The organism is Cohnella algarum (assembly GCF_016937515.1).
GTDB lineage: Bacteria > Bacillota > Bacilli > Paenibacillales > Paenibacillaceae > Cohnella > Cohnella algarum.
Genome location: NZ_JAFHKM010000002.1, coordinates 6,118,220 through 6,141,631, shown reverse-complemented (window position 1 = coordinate 6,141,631; position 23,412 = coordinate 6,118,220). Strand labels below are relative to the sequence as shown.

The 23,412-nt window shown below is 55.6% G+C and carries 22 protein-coding genes and 2 pseudogenes; 17 read left to right on the top strand and 7 right to left on the bottom strand.

The window, feature by feature from the left end:
* Positions 1-40 precede the first annotated feature (40 nt).
* The 17 genes and pseudogenes from JW799_RS27860 (at position 41) to JW799_RS27780 (ending at position 15,229) form a co-directional block, all read left to right on the top strand.
* Entirely contained in the window at positions 41-259 is a 219-nt protein-coding gene (locus JW799_RS27860) for a spore coat associated protein CotJA (protein WP_205432723.1), read from the top strand.
* A gap of 17 nt (positions 260-276) precedes the next feature.
* Positions 277-564, top strand: a complete 288-nt coding sequence (locus tag JW799_RS27855; protein WP_080836867.1) for a spore coat protein CotJB — start codon at positions 277-279, stop codon at positions 562-564.
* A 12-nt stretch (positions 565-576) separates the two neighbouring features.
* A complete protein-coding gene (locus JW799_RS27850; RefSeq protein WP_080836868.1) occupies positions 577-1,146 on the top strand; it encodes a manganese catalase family protein in 570 nt (189 codons plus the stop codon).
* A 353-nt stretch (positions 1,147-1,499) separates the two neighbouring features.
* Complete coding sequence (locus tag JW799_RS27845; RefSeq protein WP_080836870.1) at positions 1,500-1,862, top strand: hypothetical protein; 363 nt, start codon at positions 1,500-1,502, stop codon at positions 1,860-1,862.
* A gap of 155 nt (positions 1,863-2,017) precedes the next feature.
* Positions 2,018-2,596: an RNA 2',3'-cyclic phosphodiesterase gene (gene thpR, locus JW799_RS27840; RefSeq protein ID WP_240353435.1), complete on the top strand. Its 579-nt coding sequence runs from the start codon at positions 2,018-2,020 to the stop codon at positions 2,594-2,596.
* Positions 2,597-2,804: 208 nt separating this feature from the next.
* Positions 2,805-3,740 (top strand): heme o synthase, encoded by a 936-nt coding sequence (cyoE, locus tag JW799_RS27835; RefSeq protein WP_205432722.1) that lies wholly within the window; start codon positions 2,805-2,807, stop codon positions 3,738-3,740.
* Between the two features lie 107 nt (positions 3,741-3,847).
* Positions 3,848-4,353, top strand: a pseudogene (locus JW799_RS30380) (IS91 family transposase); the annotation flags it as partial.
* A gap of 654 nt (positions 4,354-5,007) precedes the next feature.
* Positions 5,008-6,186, top strand: coding sequence for an ROK family transcriptional regulator (locus tag JW799_RS27825; RefSeq protein WP_080836876.1), 1,179 nt, complete (start codon positions 5,008-5,010; stop codon positions 6,184-6,186).
* A 14-nt stretch (positions 6,187-6,200) separates the two neighbouring features.
* Positions 6,201-7,223: an ROK family protein gene (locus tag JW799_RS27820; RefSeq protein WP_080836878.1), complete on the top strand. Its 1,023-nt coding sequence runs from the start codon at positions 6,201-6,203 to the stop codon at positions 7,221-7,223.
* Positions 7,175-8,530, top strand: a complete 1,356-nt coding sequence (locus JW799_RS27815; protein WP_080836880.1) for an ABC transporter substrate-binding protein — start codon at positions 7,175-7,177, stop codon at positions 8,528-8,530. The genes JW799_RS27820 and JW799_RS27815 overlap by 49 nt, the downstream gene beginning before the upstream one ends.
* A gap of 140 nt (positions 8,531-8,670) precedes the next feature.
* Positions 8,671-9,303, top strand: coding sequence for a carbohydrate ABC transporter permease (locus JW799_RS27810; RefSeq protein WP_205432721.1), 633 nt, complete (start codon positions 8,671-8,673; stop codon positions 9,301-9,303).
* Positions 9,300-9,602: a carbohydrate ABC transporter permease gene (locus tag JW799_RS27805; protein WP_205432720.1), complete on the top strand. Its 303-nt coding sequence runs from the start codon at positions 9,300-9,302 to the stop codon at positions 9,600-9,602. Before JW799_RS27810 ends, JW799_RS27805 begins: the two co-directional genes overlap by 4 nt.
* 6 nt (positions 9,603-9,608) lie before the next feature.
* The gene (locus JW799_RS27800; protein ID WP_080836882.1) at positions 9,609-10,439 is read left to right on the top strand and encodes a carbohydrate ABC transporter permease; all 831 of its coding nucleotides are present in this window, start codon (positions 9,609-9,611) and stop codon (positions 10,437-10,439) included.
* A 36-nt stretch (positions 10,440-10,475) separates the two neighbouring features.
* Positions 10,476-12,560, top strand: a complete 2,085-nt coding sequence (locus JW799_RS27795; protein ID WP_080836884.1) for a glucosidase family protein — start codon at positions 10,476-10,478, stop codon at positions 12,558-12,560.
* Positions 12,561-12,563: 3 nt separating this feature from the next.
* The gene (locus JW799_RS27790) at positions 12,564-13,760 is read left to right on the top strand and encodes an MFS transporter (RefSeq protein ID WP_080836885.1); all 1,197 of its coding nucleotides are present in this window, start codon (positions 12,564-12,566) and stop codon (positions 13,758-13,760) included.
* Between the two features lie 252 nt (positions 13,761-14,012).
* A pseudogene (locus tag JW799_RS27785) lies at positions 14,013-14,789 on the top strand (UbiA family prenyltransferase).
* A 188-nt stretch (positions 14,790-14,977) separates the two neighbouring features.
* Positions 14,978-15,229 carry a hypothetical protein gene (locus tag JW799_RS27780; RefSeq protein WP_176220799.1) on the top strand — a complete coding sequence of 84 codons (252 nt, stop codon included), beginning with the start codon at positions 14,978-14,980 and terminating at the stop codon, positions 15,227-15,229.
* 25 nt (positions 15,230-15,254) lie between these two features.
* Here JW799_RS27780 and JW799_RS27775 read toward each other — a convergent pair whose 3' ends face one another.
* The 7 genes from JW799_RS27775 to JW799_RS27745 all read right to left on the bottom strand — a co-directional run bounded on the left by JW799_RS27775 (position 15,255) and on the right by JW799_RS27745 (position 23,370).
* Positions 15,255-16,331, bottom strand: coding sequence for a phosphodiester glycosidase family protein (locus tag JW799_RS27775; RefSeq protein ID WP_205432718.1), 1,077 nt, complete (start codon positions 16,329-16,331; stop codon positions 15,255-15,257).
* Entirely contained in the window at positions 16,328-16,756 is a 429-nt protein-coding gene (locus tag JW799_RS27770; protein WP_080836888.1) for a hypothetical protein, read from the bottom strand. Before JW799_RS27770 ends, JW799_RS27775 begins: the two co-directional genes overlap by 4 nt.
* A 246-nt stretch (positions 16,757-17,002) precedes the next feature.
* The gene (locus JW799_RS27765; protein WP_139787234.1) at positions 17,003-18,274 is read right to left on the bottom strand and encodes a YheC/YheD family endospore coat-associated protein; all 1,272 of its coding nucleotides are present in this window, start codon (positions 18,272-18,274) and stop codon (positions 17,003-17,005) included.
* 40 nt (positions 18,275-18,314) lie between these two features.
* Positions 18,315-19,490: a YheC/YheD family endospore coat-associated protein gene (locus tag JW799_RS27760; protein WP_139787235.1), complete on the bottom strand. Its 1,176-nt coding sequence runs from the start codon at positions 19,488-19,490 to the stop codon at positions 18,315-18,317.
* Entirely contained in the window at positions 19,487-20,866 is a 1,380-nt protein-coding gene (locus tag JW799_RS27755; protein ID WP_080836890.1) for a YheC/YheD family endospore coat-associated protein, read from the bottom strand. Before JW799_RS27755 ends, JW799_RS27760 begins: the two co-directional genes overlap by 4 nt.
* Positions 20,847-22,028 (bottom strand): YheC/YheD family endospore coat-associated protein, encoded by a 1,182-nt coding sequence (locus JW799_RS27750; RefSeq protein ID WP_205432717.1) that lies wholly within the window; start codon positions 22,026-22,028, stop codon positions 20,847-20,849. Before JW799_RS27750 ends, JW799_RS27755 begins: the two co-directional genes overlap by 20 nt.
* Complete coding sequence (locus tag JW799_RS27745) at positions 22,003-23,370, bottom strand: YheC/YheD family endospore coat-associated protein (protein WP_205432714.1); 1,368 nt, start codon at positions 23,368-23,370, stop codon at positions 22,003-22,005. Before JW799_RS27745 ends, JW799_RS27750 begins: the two co-directional genes overlap by 26 nt.
* Between the last annotated feature and the right edge of the window lie 42 nt (positions 23,371-23,412).

Here is a 23,412-nt window from a genome sequence, read left to right as displayed (position 1 = left end):
ATTCAGGGAGAAGGTTAATGGTCCTAAAGGAGGATGCGACGTGTACGACGGACAGTGGCGAGATTGGCACCCTTACGTAGGCCCGTGCGATCCGTGCCCGCCCATTAAAACGAAATGGTATGTCGTTCCGCCCAATCAGTTCATCCCGTTTCAGCCGATGAATTTGCCTCAATTCCCGCTCGACGAAGCGCTTCGCAAAGGGACGCTGTGGCCGGCGTTGTACAGTCCCTACCCTTCGAGGCGCACGAAAAAGGCGTAAAAGGAGGAGCGTACATCATGCCGGAAGAAAAAGCGGAAACAAGACCCGCGCGCGGAGACGAACAGTACCGGAAGGAACTGGAAGAGCTGCAGAAGGTCGACTTCGCCCTCGTGGAGCTGTCGCTTTATTTGGACACACACCCGGCCGACATGCAGGCGATCCAGCAATTCAATCAGTTGGCGCAGCGGCGCAGCCAAATCGCCCACGCCTTCGAATTGAAGTACGGGCCGCTCATGCAGTTCGGCCACAGCTTTACGCGCTACCCGTGGCAGTGGAACGACACACCCTGGCCTTGGCAGGTATAAGGAGGGAAGCCGATGTGGATTTATGAAAAAAAACTGCAGTATCCCGTCAAAGTGAGCAAATGCGATCCGCGGATGGCCCGTTATCTGATCGAGCAGTACGGCGGGGCGGACGGCGAGCTTTCGGCGGCCCTCCGGTACTTGAACCAGCGCTATTCGATCCCGGACCGGGTCATCGGGCTGCTGACCGACATCGGCACGGAGGAATTCGCCCATCTCGAAATGATCGCCACGATGGTTTACAAGCTGACGAAGGACGCGACGCCGGAGATGCTGGAGGCGGCCGGGCTGGGCCCGCACTTCGTCAATCACGACAACGCGCTGTTTTACGAGAACGCGAGCGGGGTGCCGTGGACGGCGGCGTACATTCAGGCGAAGGGCGACCCGATCGCGGACCTCTACGAGGATATCGCGGCCGAGGAGAAGGCGCGGGCGACCTATCAATGGCTGATCGACATGACCGACGATGTCGATTTGCAGGACGGGCTCAGGTTTCTGCGGGAGCGGGAAATCGTGCACTCGTTGCGGTTCAGGGAAGCGGTGGAAATCATCAAGGCGGACCGGGGGCAGAAAAAGGTGTTTTGAAGGAAACTCGGGGCAAGGCACGGGCCGGGAGCCGTTTCGGGGCTTCCGGCCTGCCGGCGTTTCCCTTTTTTTCGAGCATTCGCGCAACCGCTACCAATTTGGTTCGCTGGACGAAAAGCGAAAAAAAGTGACGAACATGACAAGAACGATGACAACTTGTAACTATTGGGCGTCCTCTCTTTTCCTTAGAATAAATCTGTTCACCCGCAGGGGGAAATCAGGAAGAGGAGAGAGGAAAGGCGAACATGATCGAGAAACGCGTTTGGAGCCTGTCAGCCGTTGTCCTGACTGCATGTGCGCTCCTGAGCGCCTGTTCGGGAGTCGAGGAGAATCCAAATACGGAGGGGCGAGGCGTGACGACGATTACGAAGGAAGACGGCGAGCAAATCAGGCTCTCCGGCGAAGCGGAGATTCCCGAAGGGTTCCCCGCGGATGTGCCGATTCCGGCGAACGTAGCCGTCACATCGTCCATCAGCGGCGACGATACCGCCACGGTATCGATCGAAACGGAGATGCCCTTCGAGGAAGCCGTAGCTTTATATTACGGTTATGCGCAGGAAGCCGGCTATTCGGAAGCTTACAAGATGGAGGAAGCCGATTTCTTCAATTATTCGGGCCGCAAGGACAACGAGCAATTCGTCGTGACGCTTCAGCTCGATCTGGAGGACAACAAGACCGTAACCGGCATTCTGGTTTACGGAAAAACGGAAAATTAGGATGGCAGGAGGGGCGGCCGTTGCTGCCCCTCTTGTTGCTGTAACGACGATTTCTTTCCCTTTCCTGCCGGCAAATGGTTTAGGTGCCGGCCGGCCGGGCACTCTAAGCAGAGAAAATGGTTTGGTTTATTCCACCGACGAAGGAACGTGAAACGATGAGCGGAAAAACCGGTTCCGAGGACCGAAACATGCGTTTGTTCGTGGCCCTGCCGCTGGCGCCGCGCATTGCCGAAGAACTGAGCCGCTGGACGCAAGCGCAGCGGGAGCGGCTTCCGTTTCGAAAATGGACGCATCCGAACGACTACCATATTACGCTGCAGTTTCTCGGAGAAACGTCCGCGGCCAAGGCCGACCGACTCCGCGAGGCCTTGCGCGGAATCAAAGCCGACCCCATCCCGTTGACGCTGGACGGAGCCGGGACGTTCGGCCCGCGCCGGGCCCCGCGCGTCCTGTGGGCCGCGTTGTCGGGAAATACGCATGCGTTGGCTTCGCTTCACGAGCAAGTGATCCGATCGACAAGCCCGCTCGGCTTCGTTCCCGAAGACCGGCCCTTCGCTTCGCATATTACGCTTGCGCGGAATTTTCGCGGAGCCGACGACGGGATGCCGGAAGACGCGCTCGTCTCCGCGCCCGCCGGCTTGACCTGGGAGGCCGACCGCTTCGCGCTCATGCGCACCCATCTCGGTTCTTCGCCGATGTACGAGAAGGTCGATGAGTTTCCGTTGCACGATTGAAGAGCGGGCGGACGAGCCCGGCCGCCGAGCCTGACGCAACTAAAGATCCGTATTCGCGGGAATATTGGGAAGAAGCGGCTCTTTTCGTAACGGGGCTGTCACACCTTCATGACATTATTGTGCCTTTTTTTACAAATCGTCGATGTTGCGCTTGAAAATATGGTACTCTTGTACGGTGACCATTACATGCAAGGGGGTAGCAACGTCGATGAGAATCGCCGATGCGGGAAAAGAATCGATGAAGCCGTCTCAAGTGCTTCCGTTTCGGGAGCTGCAAAATATTTTTTTCCAAACGATTAAAACGGGAATTATCAAATCCAATCTGATCGCGATGCTGGCGGGCTTAAGCATGGCCCTGTATGTGAACGACGTCCGCTTTCTCGACAAAATCGGGGAAATCGTGCTCGCGATCGTCGGATCCGCGCTCGTCATCGGCGCCGCCGGCGCCTTTAACAACGTGTACGACCGGGACATCGACTTCATGATGGAGCGGACCCGGGGACGCCCGACCGTGACCGGCCAGATCAAAACGCGATCCGCGCTGCTGCTCGGGATCGGTATGGCCGTCGTCGGAATGCTCGCCCTGTACGTCGCTTCGCCGCTTGCCGCGCTGTTCGGGTTTTTGGGACTGTTCCTGTACGTCTTTCCGTATACGATGTGGACAAAGCGCCGCACGATCTACAATACGGAGGTCGGCAGCCTGTCGGGAGCGATGCCTCCCCTGATCGGCTGGACCGCCATTTCGTCCGATCTGCTCCAGCCCGGGGCGCTGGCGCTGTTCGTCGTGATGCTGCTTTGGCAAATGCCCCACTTTTACGCGATCGCCATTCGCCGCCACGACGAGTACAAAGCGGCGAACGTGCCGATGCTGCCGGTCGTCAAAGGGATGCGCCGCACCTATCTGCAAACGAACGTCTATCTGGCTTTGCTTGTCCTCTCCAGCCTGTTGTTCGTCCCGGTCAGCTCGTTTCTCGCGATCGCGGCATTCCTGCTCAGCGCCGGATGGCTCGTGCTCAGCATCGTCGGCAACCGGAAATGGGACTCGGCCAAATGGGCGAAGCTGATGTTCGTTTATTCGCTGAATCATCTTACGCTGCTGTTCGTTCTTGTCATCGGCTATTCGTTGATCATGTCGTTGTTCTAATATCGAGCTTGAATTTCGATCCTCCGGCGGGGAAAGCCGGGGGATTTTTTGACATTAAAGAAAGTATATCGGTTTCGGTTTTAAGGTTGAATTGGTAAAATAGCGGTATGGAAGCGAACATCCTGAAGCGAATCTTTTTTGACGAGAACCGGCACTGGGAACGATTCGTGGAAAAGAACGGTTCCCGAGTCCGTGCCTGCGTGTTAAAAGAAGTGGAGAAGTTCCGGAAATGCGGAGACCCTCGGAACGGCTTTAAGCTAATGGTTTGCGAAGGCTGCCATGACCTGAAAGTGGTGCCGTATCGTTGTAAGGGGCGATTCTGCACCACCTGCTCCTGCGGAGAGACGGAGGAGTGGAGCCGGCTCTTGCTGGATGACGTGCTGCAGGTTCATCATCGTCACGTCGTATTTACGATTGACGAGGGGCTGTGGGATGTTTTTTTGGTGCACCGTGATTTGCTGAAGAGCTACGTGGACGAAGCGGTGCGAGTGGTACAGGCGTATTTTCAGAAGAAGCGGAAAGTGACGCCGGGGATCATCGCCGGATTACATACGTTTGGCTCGAGACTGAACTTCAATCCCATGTGCACATGCTGGTGACCATGGGAGGGATGAATACAAGGGAGAAGTGTGTCTGCAAGAAGGGAAATTGCAGGTGAAGTATGCCCGTTGCCGGACGACGCATGCCTGTTTGGAGAGGATGATTGACCATCTCACCAGTATCGAAGAAACGAAAGCCAGACAAAAAGAAAAAGCCCAATCCGCTTACGAACGGGCAAGTTAAGTACATCTGTCTAAGCTGTCTGGAAGCGGAACTCATTCCGTTAAAGGTGGTACGTGACTTTGACCGAATGGATGGGGGAGATCCGTCGGTACCGCCCCAATTCAGATGTGAATCCTGTGGGGGAACGATGTACCCGGAGCATTACAAAGGCGTTCACGGGTACGAATACCACATTTCGGATATCCTCCAAACCCAAAAGGACCGTCAGGGAGATCTTCCCTGACGGTTTTTCTTATAGGGGAGCCAGGATTTTGGTTGTGGAATATAATCTTCCGTTAAACAAGTTTATGTTAAATTTGTTGACGCATCATGGTGTTTCGATTATAATCACAACATAACTTGGTTTTATATAAGCAATGAGAAAATACATGCATCCTGTTTGTTAATAAAGTTTACTAACCAAGTGTATTTTAAATTGTTTCCAGGGTAGCGTTTTTTTAATTAGTTAATAAAGTTTACAAATTTAATAAAGGCGGATCATTTCATGAATGATTCTATTGGTAACCCTCAGCTTATTCGAAGCATCAACGAAAAATTGGTTTTGGAATTGACCATTCGGAATCGCGGATTATCCCGCGCCGAAATCAGCCGTCTGACTGGGCTAAGTAAGCCAACGGTGTCATCGTCTGTGAAGAATTTGTTGGATCTGGGGCTTGTTCGGGAAATCGGGCCGGGAGGCACCGGTTACGGCCGTAAACCAACTTTGGTCGATTTTATTAGCTCCTACTATTATGTGTGCGGTATCGAGATCGGAGCGGTGCTCGTTCGTCTGGTGGTGGCCGATCTAAGTGGAGAAATCGTTGCAAGAAAAGAAATCCCCATGCCGCAGCAAGTACTGAAACCGGAGTCCTTGCTTCGCTTCTTGCGGGATGAGACGGAAGCCTTGCTCGGGCACAAAGGGATAACTTGGGAAAAAGTCAAATGTATCGCATTCGGGATACCTGCAGTGGTCAACGAGCTCGGGGAAGCATCCATGATCGTTTCGAATTTGCAAGGGCTCGACCCTTTTTTTTCCCGAAATAAGCTGTCTGAATGGTTCCCATGCGATATCCTGCTGGAGAATGACGTAAATTTGGCGGCTTTGGCTGAATATGAAAGAGGCGCCGCCCGCGACAAGGATGTATTTGCCTATCTGTCGGTCGACGCGGGAGTGGGAGCCGGCGTTATGGTGCGAGGCCAACTGCTCAGAGGACTCGGGGGAGTGGCTGGTGAATTCGGCGATATGACGACAGGACAAGGGAGGCGTCTGGAAGACTGCATTTCGGAGAAGGGACTTCTGGAACTAGCTCAAAGGATACTGGAGGAGGATAAAACCGAAAGTACGCTCAGAGGCGTTACGTTGAACCTGGACGTTTTATTTTCTGCCGTGAATGAAGGGGATTCTGTCGCTCGAAAGATCTTTGTCATTTATATAAGAGATGTCGCATACGGGCTTCACAGCCTGTTTACCGTACTTGCCCCGCAGCTCATCATTCTCGGGGGAAGAATCGGCGAACAACCTTATGTGTTGAGGCTGCTTCAGCAGCATATCGCGGAGTACTTTGCGGTCAAGCCTCAGCTTGAGTCGGCCTCGCTCGGAAGAGAGTCGGTGCTTGTGGGGGCAGTTCAGACGGCTGTTGCCCACACGATCGAGTACATCAAGGAAAACATCATATCAAGTTAAACGAGGGATTGGAATTGACGCAGAATTCAGTGTTCGCGGGAGTTGACATCGGCGGAACAAAAGTAATGATGGTTTTGGCTGCTGAAGACGGCAAAATCATTGCAGAAAAGAAGTTTCCGACGGATGCGAGTATGGATCCCGATCGTTTCTTTGCCCGCATCATAGGAGAGTTGGAAGCAGCGGCAGCCGAGAATGGTTTGCCTAAAATGGCAATCGAAGGCATCGGGCTCGGGTTTCCGGGCGTCATTAACGATGATGAAGGCATTTTAAGAAATGCACCGGCTTTTCCGTGGAACGCCCCCAACATTAAGGAGAGTATCCGCAAGTATTTCCAAGGAGAGTTGTATCTCGACAACGATGTAAATGTCGCCGCTCTGGGCGAACATTGGCTTGGAGCGGCGGCAGGGGTGGACGATTTTCTTATGGTCACGGTCGGGACAGGTATCGGAGGGGCGGTTTTTCTTAACGGCGATATTTACCGGGGAGCGACACACGCTGCAGGAGAACTCGGATATTTTATTATCAAAGCTCCGGATTCCGGGGCCGATTCGGCCGAACGGGCGCAAGAACGACCGTTTGAATTCGGCCAATTTGAGAATGTCGCTTCGGGAACGGCAATTGGCCGCCGAGCTCAAGAGCATCTGACCGGTAACGACAAGCCTTCCTTGATCCGGGAGATGGCCGGTTTTGATCTTGAGGCGATCAATGCGCGCCATGTTCTCGATGCCGCCGGTCAAGGGGATTCGGAGGCGCTTAAAATACTGGACAAGCCGCTCACGTATATGGCTATAGGCTTGGCGAACGCCGTATCGCTGCTGAATCCGGCTCTCGTTGTGATGGGAGGTGGTGTTGCGGAAGCAGGGGAGGTGTACTTGGAAGCGATTTGCGAGAAAATGAAACATTTTACGCCCATTCCGGCTGCCGTAGTTTCGGCTAAGCTTGGAAATCGTGCCGGCGCGCTCGGAGCGTTGGCGGGCGTCCTCGAGAAATGCCGAAAGCATGTCATGAAAAAATCGATGCAGGAGGTACATTCATGAAAGCAAAAGCATGGTTTTCGATTGCAAGCTCCGTATTGGCGGTAAGTCTGTTGACAGCCGGATGTTCGTCCGGTTCGAACGTTGGAGGAAGTGAAAGTGGCGGGCAGAAGAAAGAAGTCGTCATTTGGGACTGGACCGATCCGTATAAAACGGAAATCAGCGGACCGATGGATACGGTCATTGCCGAATACAATAAAGAAAACCCGGATGTAGAGCTAAAAATCGAGAAAATTACAAACGATAGCATTCGGACCAAACTGCTTGCCGCCATTTCGGCTAACAACCTGCCAGATGCTGCGTTTCTCGACGGACAATGGTTGGCGGAATTTCAATCGACCGGCATTCTCGCGGCATTGAACAATTATACGGACGAATGGGGACAATCGGACGATTTCCCCGAGAAAGTATGGGAATCCGTCGTATTTGACGGTCAAGTCTACGGTATTCCCGGCGACGGCGACGTAAGAACGCTGCTCTACCGGAAGGATTTGCTGGACAAAGTGGGGCTTGAAGCTCCGAAGACGTGGAGCGAATTGGTGACAGCCTCGAAAAAGCTGATGGAGGTCGGCAAATCGGAAGGAATCGAGTACGGCTTTGCCATGAACGGGGGCAATTCTGAGCATACATCGATGCGTTCGCTGCCCTGGATTTGGGATTTGGGCGGAGATTTCGTGGATGGAAGCGGCAAGCCGACACTAACCAGCGAACCGATTGTCAAGACCGTTCAATTTATGTCGGACCTGGTATTGAAAGATAAAGTATCCCCTCCCGACAGCTATATGAAAACAAAAAAAGAGGTTGCCGCCAGCATCGTTAGCGGCCAATCAGCCATGGCTATTGTAGGCTCTTGGGAATGGCGCAGCGACGCTAGCTTCCTGGCCCAGGACAGCCTGAAAGGAAAGCTTGCATCCGCTCCGATTCCGCTTCCGGACGATGCGGTTACGGATGAGCCGGCAACAGCGGTCGGTTATGGAACATGGGTCATCTTCGACAATTCGCAAAATAAAGACGAAGCCTGGAAATGGATCGAGAAAGTAACTTCTCCGGAGCATGAAATCAACATATTCAAAAACGGAACGGGCAACATGCCAATGCGATTGTCGGCTTACAAAGACGAAGCCTTCACGTCCGACCCGATTTTCAAGAGCTTTGTCGACATTATGCCTTATGCTCGTCCGCGTCCGAAAACGGAAACTTACGAAGCACTGTCTCAAGCTTACCGGGATGCGATTCAATTGGTACTTGGCAAGCAAAAACCGGTTCAAGAAGCGCTTGATTATGCGCAAAGTAAAGTCGAATCCCAATAATATTAGCATAAGTAGAGGCGTCGTTCCGGACTGCCGGTCCGGCGCCGTTTATTCAAAGGCTGCTGTATGGAGCGTGAAATATTATTTTAAGTAAGGCGGCAGGACCGAAGGTGTTTGCATCATGTTCTGGGAGGAAGGAAATGGATAATTCAATTTCGCACCGGGGACCGGTGCAGGCCGAGGTGCCCCAAAAAAGACGGAAATGGCAGAAGGAATGGACGATCGGCCTCGCATTTTTGCTTCCGGTACTTCTGTTTATCGGCGTATTTGCTTTCTATCCCACCTTTTACGCCTTATATATGAGTTTTTTCGAAAGCAAGTTTCTTGTCTTCAACCGCAGATTCGTCGGACTGCAAAATTACGTCGAAGTTCTGCGCAGTTCCGCATTCTGGTTATCGATGTGGAAAACAGTTGTCTTTACGTTCTGGTCCGTCATCCTTCAATTTAGCGTCGGGCTGATCCTGGCCCTCATTTTGAAAAAGAAGCTCAGGGTCAATGCGTTCTTGCGAAGCATCATTATCATCCCGTGGGTATTGTCGCCCGTCGTTATCGCGGTCATTTTTCAGTTGTTTTTCATTTCCGATAAAACCGGTCTGCTAAATTACATGCTGATGTCACTCGGGATTTTGTCCGAGCCAATTGCTTGGTTGGGAGTCGACAGTGCGATGGAAATGGTCATTGTGGCCAATCTCTGGTTCGGGATGCCGTTCTCCATGGTCATGCTCCTTGCCGGTTTGCAGTCCGTCCCGAGGATGTATACGAAGCGGCGATGATCGACGGGGCGAACGGGTTTCAGCAGCTATGTTACATCACATTGCCGCTGCTGAAGCCGACCGTGCTGATCACGCTGATCTGGATCACCACGAGCACGTTCAATGAATTCGACCTTGTCTATGCGCTGACCGCGGGCGGGCCGCTTGAAGCCACCAATCTGCTTGGCATCCAAATGTATAACACGGCGTTCTCTCTCGGTCAATTCGAAAAGGGCTCCGCCATAGCCGTATTGATGTTCCTCGTCAACCTGATTTTGAGCCTGGTCTATTACCGAGTATTGAGAAGGAAGGAGGCATAACCTGGGATGAAAAAAAAGGACCGGATCTGGACATTTGTCGCCTATTTGCCCGTGTTGTTCTGGGCGGCAATTTCGCTCGGGCCACTGCTTTGGATCGCTATGCTGTCACTCAAGCCGGCGGCTGAATGGGGCAGCTTTCCGCCTACCTTTTTCCCTCAAAGTCCGACTTGGGGAAATTACATCAGCGCGATCCAAAATTCTCCGATCGTCACCTATTTCATGAACAGCGTGATCGTAACCGGGGTTTCGCTCGTATTGTCGCTTTTGCTGGGTTCACTTGCCGGCTATGCCCTTGGAAGATTAAAATTCCCGTTTCGGAACACGATTTTTATGGCAATATTTTCTGTTCGGATGATTCCGGCGCTTCTGACCGTCATTCCGCTCTACGTCCTTATGCATGCACTGGGGCTGCTGAATTCGCTGTGGGCCGTTATTCTGGCGTACACGGCTACAGGAATTCCGATGGTCATTTTTGTCATGAAGGATTTCCTCGAAAGTCTGTCCATGGAAATTGAAGAGGCCGCGATGATCGACGGGTGCTCCCGCATGCGCATCTTCTTTACGATTTTGCTTCCTCTAGTCCGGCCAGGTCTTGCGGCCGCGGCAATCCTCGTTTTCGTCCGGACCTGGAACGAGTTCATGATCGCGCTCACCCTTACCTCTTCCGACGAAGTTCGTACGATTCCGGTAGGATTGCGCAACGCGCTAGGCCAACGGATGGGAGAACTGGGGCCGATGGCAGCTTACACAGTCATTGCGGTTATTCCGATCATTATCCTCTTCCTGTTCTTTCAAAGACATTTCGTTAGCGGCCTTTCTCAAGGCTCGTCCAAGTAATGTATTCACACATTTACCCGACTGGAGCTGGTTGGCATGAACACCGTATCCTATCCCCTTAATCACAGCATCGTCACAGAAGCCGCATGGTACAATCCTGTAGAATACGATATTTCCAACATTTCTCTGCTTGCGCAGTTCGATGGCAACGGTGGCGTTTCGAAATACTCGGTTGCCGGGCAATGGTCTCTCTTAACGGAGAAAAGCTGGTTTGCCGCCTGGTCGGTTAACGGCAAACGCCTGCCCTACAGACACCGCAAGCGAATCGAGGTGCTTGGCCGCGGGATGGAAATAGACTACCTCTCCGCTGAAGAACTGGACGGGGTGTCGGTAAGGGTGAAGCAGTATAGCGGAAATGAACGGAATGCGCTTTATATTTGCTTTGAATTTGAAAATCAGGGATCGGAACCGGCCCGGATTTTGCTTCGGCACGGCATGCAGTGGGACCTGAAAGGCTATATGTCCGCAATGGTTGAGAAACATGGAAGTTATCATGCAACCAAGATGAAGGAAGCCTGGAACGAATTGCGCACCGTCTGGGAGGCGGAATTCGGAGCGGATTATTCGGTTCGTCTTGCTTCCAGTCATAGAGCTGAGAGAATCGAACAAGAAGGTCCACGGATGGTTCTCGACTTCGTCGACCTTGCCCGGCCCGGACAAAAGGTTGTCTTTACATTGGGGATTACCGGAGGTATGGAACCTCTGGCCTCCGACGAGCTCGCAGAGGGGGCGGCCGCGGATTGGGAAGCGGCGGAAAGCTACCGGTCGTGGCTGAAAGAATCCTTCTCGGCAAATGGTCAAGAGACTCTGAATTCGCTTGTCGCGGCTTGCCTGAACGTATCGCATTCGTCCTACAAGGTCAGCGGGAAAAAGTTCGCCGCGTTTTATGCCGGGGTCAATTATCAGAGCCCTTCCCGCACCTACTTCCGGGACGGTTACTGGACGTTGCTGCCGCTCTTGCCGTTCAAGCCGGAATGGGTTCGGAACGAGATCGTTACGCTTGCGCATGCAATTTCGAATGACGGTTCGTGTCCGAGCGCGGTTATTTATAACGTGCTTCGGGATCGTTTTGAACAGTTTTGGCCGGACCACTATGATTCGCCATCTTTCTTCGTCATGATGCTGCACGACTACTTGGCCTGGACGCATGACAAAGGGTTGCTTGCGGAAACGGTGAACGGTCGGACCCTTCTTGAATGGGCCGGATTGTGCATGGAAAAATTAAACGGGATTATCGAACGCGAACTTCAATTGCTGGTAAAACCGGACAATCGTCGGGATTGGTGCGACAATGTCGTTCGTCAAGGTGCGGTCGCTTACGATTCACTGCTTTATTTAAGGGCGCGCCAATGCTTTGCGGAAATCATGGTTTATGCGGAAAAATGGACTGCCTCGGGAGATAACGTTTCGACTGAAAGGGAAATTTGGGACGCTAATACGACCAGCCTGACGGTAAAGCTGCACGAACGGTTATGGGACGATGCTGTTGGCTACCGGAACTACGAAAACATCGGGGGAGAAGGGAAACAGGAAAATAATATTTCGGTTGAGCAGGCGCTTGCTCCGGTTTACGGGATCGGTGCGGAACAAGATCAACAGCGTATCCTGGATTTGCTCACCGCCAACCTCGAAACTCGAAACAACGACGAACAGCCCTACGGCGATTGGGGGGTCATGACGGTCTTCCCGCAGTATTCAAACGTCGAACACCTGGTCGAAAAGTCCGCTTACCCTTTACGCTATCATAACGGAAGCGACTGGCCGTATTGGAGCGGAATCCTCGCTTGGGCCAAGTTGCGGCTGTCGCGAAAAGATTGGGAATATCCTCTGACACGATGGTTTACGTACGGATTGGAACGTCAATGGTTGACGCCAGTGGAATATTACGATCCAGTCTATGGTAAAGGTTCCGATCTGCAGGGTTGGAGCGGTATGCCAGCCGCTGCCGTTTTGTATGGCGGACTAGGTCTTATGCCACCGCTAAACGGTAATATCGTTCCGATTGCTCCGCCATGGGGAGAAACTTGCGTGGCGGGTATCCGATACCGCGGCGAAACCTACGACTATAGCGCCAAGGATGGTGTTGTCCGTTTTGTTAAAAGAAACATCTCGGACGTTTGATTCATGAAAAGATTGGCGTTTGCCGAACGTATAACCGCTCATGCGTTTTCTTTCAGCGCACTATTCAAGCTTCGGGGACTCTATTTCACGAACGGACTGGCCGGCGGCGTGTTCAATCCGTACTTGACATTGATTCTTGCCCATCATGGCTTGAACAGCAGCACGGTCGGCTGGATCATGGCTGCGGGAACCTTCGCATCCATTCTCGCACAGCCGGTGTGGGGCTTTATCGTTGACCGTTACGAACGAACGAAGTTCGTGCTGGCACTCAGTATGCTGATCCCGGCCTGCGCAGCCTACTTTTACAATTTGCAGTGGGTTGCGGTCATCAGCGTCGCCTATATCATGTCAATTGTCTTTTCCGCGACTTATGCACCAATAGCGGATGCATATGCGGTGGAAGCGGCGAAAAAATCAAATGCGACATACGGGTCCATTCGAAGCCTTGGCAGTCTTGGAAACGCTTTGGGCGGGTACTTGGGAGGATTGTATCTGTCATGGTTCTCGCTTACATCATTATGGCTCCCGTTCGCCTTCATCAATTTGCTCGGGTTGATCGCGATTCTATTCCTGCCGTCCTCAACGAAGTCAAAGGTAGCGGCTGCTTCATTTACAAACGGCGTTCGGGAGCTTCTGATAAACCGAAGATTTCTTCTCTTTTTGGCCGGATGCTTTATGATCAATCAGACATTGACGGCATTTAATTCCTATTTTACGCTTTCGTTTCAACTGGCCGGCGGCACTTATGCCATGACTGGCGTCGCACTCCTGCTCGCTTCCGCGACGAATGTGCCATCCATGCTGATTGCTTCGCGCTTGTCCGCGAAACTGGGAAGAGAGCGGCTTTTGTTGATTGCGGCGACGGCTTATGTGCTGCGGTGGGGGATCCAATGGGTGTTTCCGTCGTCCGATGTCATGATCGCCATCCAGGTGTTGCATGGGTTGTCGTTCGGATTTTTTTACATCGCAGCCGTGGAGTATGTAGCAAACACTGCAGGTAAAAGGCTGCAGGCAACCGGACAAAGCATTTTCAATATGGTCTTCGTAGGGTTAGCGGGAATTGCAGGTAACTTGCTGAACGGATATTTGCTGGATATCGGCGGTCCTTCACTTATGTATTTTGCTTGTACAGTCAGCGCGTTTTTGGGAGCCGGACTGTTGCTTATCGTGTCGAACATGAGAAGGAACACTTCAGTATAACCTTAAAGATAGCCGAAGAACCGTTTCGAAAATGGACGCATCCGGACGACTGCCATATTACGCTTGCCTGGAATTTTGCCGGAGGCACGGACGGGGTGCCGGACGACGCGCTCGCCGCCGAGCCTATCGCAAATAAAGATCCGTATTCGCGGGAATATTGGGAAGAAGTGGCTCTTTTCGTAACGGGGCTGTCACACCTTCATGACATTATTGTGCCTTTTTTTACAAATCGCCGATGCGGGAAAAGAATCGATGAAGCCGTCTCAAGTGCTTCCGTTTCGGGAGCTGCAAAATATTTTTTTCCAAACGATTAAAACGGGAATTATCAAATCCAATCTGATCGCGATGCTGGCGGGCCTAAGCATGGCCCTGTATGTGAACGACGTCCGCTTTCTCGACAAAATCGGGGAAATCGTGCTCGCGATCGTCGGATCCGCGCTCGTCATCGGCGCCGCCGGCGCCTTTAACAACGTGTACGACCGGGACATCGACTTCATGATGGAGCGGACCCGGGGACGCCCGACCGTGACCGGCCAGATCAAAACGCGATCCGCGCTGCTGCTCGGGATCGGCATGGCCGTCGTCGGAATGCTCGCCCTGTACGTCGCTTCGCCGCTTGCCGCGCTGTTCGGGTTTTTGGGACTGTTCCTGTACGTCTTTCCGTATACAATGTGGACAAAGCGCCGCACGATCTACAATACGGAGGTCGGCAGCCTGTCGGGAGCGATGCCTCCGCGCCGCGAACGTGCCGATGCTGCCGGTCGTCAAAGGGATGCGCCGCACCTATCTGCAAACGAACGTCTATCTGGCTTTGCTTGTCCTCTCCAGCCTGTTGTTCGTCCCGGTCAGCTCGTTTCTCGCCTCGCGGCATTCCTGCTCAGCGCCGGATGGCTCGCGCTCAGCATCGTCGGCAACCGGAAATGGGACTCGGCCAAATGGGCGAAGCTGATGTTCGTTTATTCGCTGAATCATCTTACGCTGTTGTTCGTTCTTGTCATCGGCTATTCCTTGATCATGTCGTTGTTCTGATATCGCAGCTTTGGATTTCGATCCTCCGGCGGGGAAGCCGGGGGATCTTTTTATGTTCCGGCACGGCGCGGCGTTGCGCTCGGCAGACCGCCGGAACGAAAGCATCCTTGTTTTGCGTATTGACAATTTTTCCGGCGCGATGTTACCTTTAATGAACCTGAAAGCGCTGTTATGCATGAGGTGAAGCGATGACAAGATGGAAAAACACGCGCTTCAGGACGAAGCTGTTTCTGTTTTTTATTCTTCTCAGCACCATCCCCTCGTTGTTCATCGGAACGACGGCTTATCGCAAGTCCGCCGAAATGCTGGAGAACCAGACCCGGCAGGATTTGAACGTCATCCTCGGCCAGGTCAACACGGCGATCGAGCGGGCCGCTCGGTCGAGATCGAAATCCGCGACGACGGCATCGGGTTTTCGAAGGAGGCGATGGCGAAGCTGAACGGTCGCCAGGACCGGTTCTTTTTTTAGGAAAACAACAGAAAGTTTGTTGCCAGCGGACGCTGTTTCCCGTCCGACGGATGATTGACGACCCTGCCTTTGAAGACAAGCGTCGAGGAGCCGCCGCCGTCCAAATTGTAGCCGTCGATCGCGCCGTACCGCTCCAGCAATATTTGAATCTCCTCCAGCGTGGCGCCCGAGCTTCCGTTCTCGTCCCGCCCGTCGATGACGAGGAAGAGGAGCTGGTTGTCCTTGTAATTGGCGATGACCGTTCGCGGAGCGCGCGCCGGACTGGATTGCCACTTGGACGGTATCGCCTGGTTGACGCCGTTTTTGCGCAGGATCGGCACGAACGACGCCCCGTACATCGGCTGCAGCTTGTCGAGCTGCTCCTGGCTGGAAAACTTGCCGCCGACGAGCTTCAAATTTTTGTTAATGCCGACGAAGAACAGATCGGAATAGCTGGCGGTAAAGCCGCTCGCGTATTCCCCGTCCACGATCGTCGTGCCGATCGGATAACGCTTGCCCCCCGCGTCGGCAAAGCCGCCCGCGTTGATGCCCGCGACGGCGCCGCGCCGCTTGACGGCGGCCAGCGTCGTTTCCGCGCCTCCGAGCTCGTCCTTGCCGAGCGCGAGCTTCATCGCGTCCGCGGACTTGAGCTGCACCTTCAGCGCGTATCCGCTGAACTTTTGCGCCGAGATCGCAAACAGCTGCGCCCGCAGCTTGTCCGACGTCACCGAATCCTTCGGCGTGCCGAGCCGGCTCGTAATCCGCTTGTCGTAAATGGCGGCGGGGCGATTCACCTGCGCCTTGGCCGTCGCCAGCATCGCCTGCATGCTTTCGTTCGTTTTCGCGTACAGTTCGGACACTTTTTTGACGGCGGCCGAGATCGTCTCCGCGGTGCCGGCGGCTTCGTCGAGCTTGTCCGCGACATGCCGCGCTTTCTCGGCGATGGCCGGCGGCGTTTCGGCGCTTATGCGGCCCATATCGGAAATCCCCAGCGTGACGGAGAAGTCGGAGGCGGCGATCCACCCCATCATGCCGATGAACGGAGCGCACGCGAGCAAGAGCGTCCGGTTCATCTTTTTTACGGGGGACATCATTTCAGCACGTCCAGGTTTTTCTTGAGTTGATCCAGCTGTTTTTTCAGCTCGCTGATTTGCGTGTACAGCTGGTTGCTGTTATCGGTTCTGTCGTTCGCGTTGTCCTGCGTAAACGTCAGCAGCTCGTTCAGCGTATCGACTTTGGCGGAAAGCTTGTCCATTTCGGCGGCGTAGCTCGTCTCGAGTTGTTCGAGCCTGTTTAAGTATTCGGATTGAAGCGCGGCGATTTGGGCGGCGGTTTGCCGTTCCAGATCTTGCGCGACCTGCTGCTTAAGATAACCGGTATACCAGACGGATCCGGCGATTCCGCCTCCGATCAAAACGACCCACAAAATGAGAAAAGGAATGAAAGAGGGCTTGGATGCTCTGCGTTGCGCGGGAACGACGCCTTCTTCGGGCGCGCTCGCCAATTGTTCGGACTTCATAAGGCTTGTTAGTTCACCTCAAAATCTAGGTTGAAATTTCATTCTAGCATAGGGGGGAGAGGTGTGAAGGCACCATCCGCCTACTACTTTTATCCTTTTTTGGACGCGAAATCGTCTTGAACCGGCAAAAAAGCGAACGAGAGGACCTCGGCTTTCGCCATCGGGCGGAGGCCGAGGTCTTCTTCGCTGGAAAGGCTTTGAAAATCATCCCCTGACGCAGGGGAATTTCCTTTCGTTTCGCGGAGCCTACCGCTTGCCGGCAAGGGCCGGCTTCGAGGCCGCGCCGGCGGCCGAGGCTTGCGGCGCCGCCTCGACCGTTTCTTCCGCGGCGGCTTCCGCCCCGATCGACCGCATCATGGACTTTCCGGTGCGGCTCGCGTCGCCCGAGCCCGTCTGTCCCGCGCTCATGCCGCTGCGTCCGGCGCGCTTGCGGGCGTAAAGCCAGAGAGCGTACTCCAGCGGACGCACGATCGCTTGCCGGTAGACGGTCCGCTCGCCCGCGCGGATGAACACTTCGCGGGCGGGCTTCGGGTTGACCTCGAGCAGCCAGACGCGCCCGTTTCGGTCGATGGCGAGGTCGAGCGCCAGCTCGCACAGAGCGCCGTAGGACGTTTCCAGATGGCGGGCGACCTCGATGCCGAGCGTTTCCGCCGTCCGGCGAATTTGCGCCGCCTCCGTTTCGCTGGCGACCCATTGCCGCAGCAGACGGTTCATCGGCGCAGCTTCGCCGCCCCCGTGCAAATTGGACGTAATGCTGCGGGCGGGCCCGATGCGCCCGGCGCAGCCGGTCACCTCCCATTCGCCCGAGCCGTTTTTCTGCACGAGCATGCGGTAGTCGTGAACCCGCCCGTTCGGCAGCTTGATATGAAGCCCCTGCTGGGCGATATATTTGTCGCCGGTCGCGCTCCACGTCCGCAGCGTCGTCGCCAATTGCTCGCGCGTGATCCGCTTCGGCTCGATAATCCGGCGCCGATGATCGCGTCCCTGGACGAGCAATTTGCCCCCGGCCCGCTCGATTCGCAAAATCCCGCGGCCGCCGGTGCCGTTGATCGGCTTCAAATAGACGAGCGAAAACTTGCGAAGCAGCTGCAGGACGTCGTCGGACGCTTCGTACAGCCGGGTCGCGGGCAAATGCTTTTGAAAGGCGGACACTTTGGCCAGCGTCCGGTAGACGGTCCATTTGTTGCGCAGCGGCCGGTTCAAAAACGTGAGGTGGCCGTATTTCCGGCGAAAGCTGAGCAGCTTCTCGAAGCGCTTGGAGCGCTGGATCCGGCACCGGTCGTAGATCATGTGGGGGAACCGGACCCACTTGCGCTGCCACGAGCGCGACTCGGGATCGTAAATCATCGCATGAATGCGGTTCGTCCGCTCTTCCACGTCTTCCGGCGTAAAGACGAACACATTCAGGCCGAGCTGCTGGCCGGCGGAGATCATTTTTTCGTAGACGGCGCGTTCTTCCAGCGTTTTTTTATCGTTCAAATACAGCGTCAGGATTCCCAGGACAGGCTGCTTGGCCACGGGCTCACCTCCGGCCGAATCGCGCGCTTGCCGTCAACGCTCATCGGGCGATCCCCTCTTTTGTTTGCCGAACGCGCTCATACAGAAATTGGCTGTACTGAAAAATTCGCTCCAGCGATTTTTTGCGAATATGAGGCTCGTCGAACTTCATCGGTTTGGAGTTGGCTTCGAAAAACCAGATATGGCCGGTTTTATCCACCCCCAGATCCATCGACATTTCGCCCATCCGATGCTTGGAGGCGCGCTCGATCTGGCGGGCGAGCAGCAGCGCCGCGACTCTCGCCTTTCCCAGCACTTGCTGCGCTTTTTCTTGACCGAAGACCGATACGAGCAGCTTTTCCGGATCCTCGATTTCTCCGCCGCGGGGCACGTGCGTCGTGATGCTCGTATCCCCCGCCAGCCGGGCGCCGATCCCGGTCACCTCCCACTGCCCGCTGTCGTTTTTCTGAACCAGCGCCCGCAGGTCGAAGGGGCGGTCGTTGTAGGAAGCGAGGGCGATGCCGCGCTGCGCGATATACGGCTCGCCGATCGCGCTGGATTGCGTCCGGATTCGTTCCCACAGCTTCTGGACCGACGAGCATCGGTAGGTCCGGCTTCCTTTTTCGCTTTGAATCTGAAGCCGGAAGGGCAGATGCTTTTCCGGCTGCGTCCGCACGGTCATGATGCCGACGCCCGCCTTGCCGCGAACGGGCTTCAAATAGACGAGCGAATACCGCTTCATCAGAGAGGTCAGCGCCTGGGGCTCCGTCAGCCGCTTCGTCTCCGGAATATAGGGTCTGGCCGTCTTCGATCTGTTCAGCCATTGAAACATCGACCATTTATTGAAAAAACGGCGGTTGAACAGCTGGATTTCGGGATGCCGGGCGATGGAGACCAGCTTCCGGCGCACCCGCGGCAGCCGTTCGTCCTCCCGCTGCGGAATTCGGTTATACACGACATGGGGCCGCGGAAAAAGAGCTTTCACCCAGACTTCCCGATCCCGGCGGTACGTGTACCCGAGCACGCGCGGGCGGCTCAGCTTTAAGTTCGACACGGTGACGACGTAGGCCAAATAGCCAAGCGATTCGCCTGCCGCGATCAGATCGGCGAAATTGTGCCGGTTGCCCCGAAAAAGCTGCACGTCGTCGTCGATCGTGAGAATCGCCAGCACCGGCTTGCCTTCCGGGGCCGGCACGAGCTTGGCGCTCATCGTCAATTGCTCGGAGGCTTCGCTCATGCAGAGGGCTCCTCCTTCCGGCGGAATTTGCTAAGGTAAAGGCAGTGGTCCAATATATATTCGAGCGAGGCGCGTCCTTGCTCCCGCAGGGCGGGATGCTTGAAAATCGAGCGGCCCGGCTTGGCGTTCGCCTCGAACATCCAGACGGCGCCGTCCTGGTCGATGCCGATGTCCAGGCCCAGTTCGCCGAGCGTATGGTTGTAGTTGCGTTCGATCGCTTCCGACAATTTGATCGCGACGGCCTTCGCCTCCTGCAGCACTTCGCTCGCCCGGTCTTTGAAGGTGCGGCTGAGCGCCTGTTCGGGCGTCATCAGCGAGCCGCCGTTTTTAATGTGCGTCGTGACGCTTCCGCGCCCGGCTTTTTTCGCGCCGATGCCCGCGACGACCCAGTCGTTGTTGCCGTCCTTGTGCATGTGGAACCGGAAATCGATCGGGCATTTGTCGATCTCGATCAACCGGATGCCCTGCTGCACCACGTAGCCGGACAAACCGCTGCCATGGCGGGCGCGGAGCATCTTGATCAAGCCGGAAAAGGTCGTAAAGCGCAGCAGCACGTTGCCCGATCCCCTCCGGTAGCGCACGAAATAGCCCCGTTTGGGATGGTAGGTCAGACGATAAATCCCGGCGCCCAGACTGCCGCCCGTCGGCTTGTAATAAAGAAAATGATGCTTTTCCAGCAGTTCCCTGATCTGTTCGGGCGTCGGATTGTTGACGGATTCCGGCAGGTGGCGCAGCGCTTCGGGGTCTTTGTCGAGCAGCGAATAGACGTCGGATTTGTTGAAAAAGCTCCAGTTGAAAAAAGGGATTCGCTTTCGAACGAACCGCTCGCGCAGCTGGCCGATCGCGGAGCCGTTTTCGGCTCTTCTGCTCGGCAGCCGATTGTACACGACGTCCGGAAGCGGGACGATTTTGCGAATCCAGCCGCCGCCGCCGTCGAGAAACCATCCGTATACCGTTTCCTGCTGCCAGTTGATATCCTTTGGCGTAAAAGCAAAGAAGTACGCTTTCTTTTGCCCGAGCGCGAGCAGCTGCTTGATAAACCCCGTCCGAACGCCGAACGGCGAGGCGGCGGAACGGACCGAGCTGTCGGTCAAAATTCCGATTAACGGGCCAAGCTGAATTTCCTCGCTGCCGTTTGTCAGATACACGCTGCCCGCTTTCGGGATTCGCACGGACCGCCTTAATCCCGCCGACAGAAACACGTGATTTCCTTTCCGCTTGACGGTGCGGACCTTTGCGGGGACGACGTCCCGGCCGAGCTTGACGTTAATCGATTTTCGTCCGTTCAGCTTGAGCTGCTTCGCGAGAGGGCTGGAAAGCCAGACGATGCGCTCCGGCTGCTGCGTGAAGTGGACGTTACACAAGGTCAAACTCATGAGATACCCTCCCAGATGGTCGAAGCAGGATATATCGGGCGTAAGCGAGCGGACGCTCTGCGGCGGCCTTGGCCGCCTTGCCGCCCGCGCAAGCCATCGCGGCTCTGCCCGGCTTGGAGTTGGCCTCCAAAAACCAGACCCGGCCGGACCGGTCGATGCCGAAATCCAGCCCGAGCTCCGCAAACTTTCCGAACGATTGTTCGAGACTTCGGATGACGACGCCGGCAATCCGGCGCAATTCGAGCAGCAGCGCATCGGATTGCGGTTTGCCGAACCGGGCGGACAGGTATGTCTCCGCATGGTGCGGGGACCCGCCTCCGTGCAAATTGGAGGTTACGGTTCCGGAGCGTCCGGTCCGGATCGCCGCGCCCGCGAGCGCCCAGCCGCCTTTGCCGTTTCTTTGCGCCAGAAGCCTCACGTCGAACGGTTCGCCGCCGGCTCCGGTCAGCGAAAGGAACGGTTGAACGATGTAAGCCCGGTCCCCGATCCAGCGGTGAATGCGCTCCAAAGCGACGGATTCGCCGATTCCGCCCAACCGAAACGGGACGTTGCCCGAGGTGCGTCCGCAGATCGTCACGGTGCCGTCATAAGGATCGGAACGAACGATCGCGGCGACCCTGCGGCCTTGCGAACCGTTCGAAGGCTTGAGAAAAACAGCCCCTCCGCAACGATCGAGCCAATCCGCCAGTTTTTTTTTGCCATCGTACAAAGCCGTCGGCGGGAGACAATCGGCAAGCTTGCCTACCCGGGACAGCGCGGCGTAAACTTCGACTTTTCCGGGCAGACGTCCGTTCAGCCGCCGCAGCGGAACGGCATGCTGCAGCCGGTTCATGCCGTCGCGAAACCGCCTGCGCTCCTCGGGCCCGCTCGGCCACGACCGGTCGTACACGAGCGAGGGCGCCCGGCGCTCTTCCCTGTACCAGCCGCCCTCGGGGACCTTCCATTTCCAGGCCTGGATCGATTGCCGTTTCGCATTCCAGGTCCAGGGGGCAAAGGCGTATACGTCCAGCCCGTAACGCGGTGCCGCGCGAGCCAGCTTCCGGATGAAATCGGCTTCGGCGAAGGGCGGGTGGCGGTCCAGCTCGCAGACGAGAACGCCGAGTTCCCCGATCTTTTCCCTGGCGCAAGAGACTTTGTCAAAATCCGGACACAAAACGGGCATATTGAATCATCATCCGCACCGAAGGGCGGATTTTCCCCTCGTTTAATGGTGTGTTATCGTTTTTGGACGGCTTCGAGTTCACTTCCAGCAGCCAGATTCGCCCCCCCGCGTCGAGCGCGAGATCGATGCCCAGCTCCCCGAAGTGCTCCGGGATGTAAGCGTCGATGCCCTTTGCGATTTCCAGCGCCGCCCGGGACAGTCTGGCGGATACGTCTGCTCTGTATGCGGCGGGCAAATTGGATTTGGCGACGGCGTCCCGAACGGTGGCAAGCGTGCCTCCGCGCGCCAGGTTCGATACGTAATGCTGGTTGCCCGCAATGCGGCCCACGATCGACGTAACCGTCCATTTGCCGCTGGAGTTTTTTTGCGTCAACGCCCGGAAATCGATCGGGCGGCCTCCGCTTTCGATCAACTGAAGGCCTTGCTGGATCAAGTAACGCTTCGTTTTCAACTTGGCGGATATCGACGAAAAAAACTTGGCCATACTCGGGTACGTCGCTTTTTTCGTCCCGCCTGCGATTGTGAACGATGCCTGCCATCCTTCCGTTCCGTAACGCGACAACCGGATAATTCCTTTGCCCAGGCTTCCTCTTACCGGCTTCAGAAACAGGACCGGGTAACGGGAGCCCATGCTTTTCAGCATCGCCAGACTGCGCAGCACGTAAGATTCGGGAAGATAGCGCCTGAGCGAGCCGTCGTTCTTCAACGCTTCGAACACTTCGGATTTGTCCAGAAACTTCTCGTTAAACACTTGCGCGCCGTACCGCTGTTTGATTTCCTGCAAAAATCGCTGCACGGCGGGCTGGTTTTCCAGCTTTCGGGTCGTCAGCCGGTTGTTGACGACGTCGGGAGCGGGGAGCGCTCTCCGGTGCCAGCCCGAGCTGTAAATCCAGCCCTCCACGCCGCCGGAGCCCGAAGCGATGGCCGACGGGGTGAAAAAATACACATAAGCGCCCTGATTCCGGCATGCGTCGACAAGTTCCCGGCAGAACATCGTAATGCTTCCGAACGGCTTGTCGGGCTGCTGCGGATAATCTCTGCTGACCAAAACCCCGATCAGCGGACCGAGCGCAAGCGTGCGGGAGCCGGAGCGGTATTGCAGCCGGAGGGGCGTGCCGGAATGGAGCCCCATTCGCCGCGCGAGCGAATGACTGATGCGCAAGCCGTCATATCGCGGTACGGGCACGACGGATACGGACTGCCTGAAAGAGCCGAACTGTAGCGAAAGCTGCTGCTGGGCCGGGATTTTGGCTTGCTTCATCACGGATTCCCCCAGCATCAAAACGTCTTCGGCCAAAATGCCGGAGCTGATGACCTGAACGTCGATTTTCGGGGTGGGCATACTTGGTTCTCCTTCCACCGTGTCGAATGTCTGGGCGTAGGA